The sequence below is a fragment of the Thermus sp. genome (assembly GCF_056332225.1).
The window spans coordinates 1-1054 of record NZ_JBWGQW010000132.1 but is presented as its reverse complement, the minus strand read 5'-3'; the positions used below and the strand labels follow the sequence as shown (position 1 = coordinate 1054).

At 74.8% G+C, this 1054-nt stretch carries 2 protein-coding genes; both read left to right on the top strand.

What is annotated here, in order from left to right:
* On the top strand, nucleotides 1-550 hold a 550-nt coding region (locus tag AC01Y6_RS10490), incomplete at its 5' end, for a helicase-related protein (protein WP_476671469.1).
* A gap of 10 nt (nucleotides 551-560) precedes the next feature.
* On the top strand, nucleotides 561-1054 hold a 494-nt coding region (locus AC01Y6_RS10485; protein WP_476671468.1), incomplete at its 3' end, for a toprim domain-containing protein.

Genomic DNA, 1054 nt, shown 5'->3' with positions numbered 1-1054 from the left:
GGACCAGGTGGACCGCCTGGTGGGCCTCCTCCGGGAGGGGGGCCTGAGGGCGGCGGGCCTCCGGGCGGGCACCACCGCCCCCGATCGGCGCGAGGCGTGGATCGCCGAGGCGGTGCGGAAGGGCCTGGACGCCCTGGTGGTCCACCCGAGGCTGGTGCAGACGGGCCTGGACCTGGTGGACTTCCCCACCGTGGTCTTCTACCAGCCCGAGTATTCCGTGTACACCCTCCGCCAGGCGGCCCGGCGGAGCTGGCGCATCGGCCAGAAAAAGCCCGTGCGGGTGGTCTTCCTGGCCTACCGGGGGACCCTGCAGGAGGCGGCCCTGGCCCTCATCGCCAGGAAGGCCCGGGCGAGCCTCGCCCTGGAGGGGGAGCTGGTGGAGGGAGGCCTGGTCTCCGCCGCCGAGGAGGACCCCACCCTGGCCCTGGCACGGGCCCTGGCGGGGGCCCAGGACCTCACCTGGCGGGAGGAGGGGGTGGCCCTCGAGGGAGGCGCCATCCCCAAGCGGGAGGTGGGCCGCTGGCGGCCAAGGGCCCTGGCCCCGTCCTAGACTCGTCCTCGTGAAGACGCTGGTCCTGGCGGAGAAGCCCTCGGTGGCCCGGGACCTGGCCCGGGCCCTGGGGGCGGAGCGGGAAGGCCCCTTCTTCCGCAAGGGGGACCTGGTGGTGGCCCACGCCCTGGGCCACCTCCTGGAGGTGGCGGAGGACCTGGCCCCGAGGCCCTGGCGCCGGGAAGACCTCCCCGTCCTCCCCGAGCGGTTCCGCTACGCCCCCAGGGGAAAGGCCCAGGAGGACCTCCTGAAGGCCATCGGCCAGGCCCTGAAGGGGGCGGAGCGGGTGGTCATCGCCACGGACGCCGGGCGGGAGGGAGAGCTCATCGCCCGGCTCGTCCTCCTCCACCTGGGGTGGCGGGACTGGGAGAGGACCTACCGCCTCTGGACCTCGGAGGCCCTCACCCCGGAGGTGGTGCGCCGGGAGATGGGAAGGCTCAGGCCCGCCCGGGAGTTCGAGAGCCTCTTCTACGCCGCCCTGGCCCGGCAGCACGCCGACTGGCT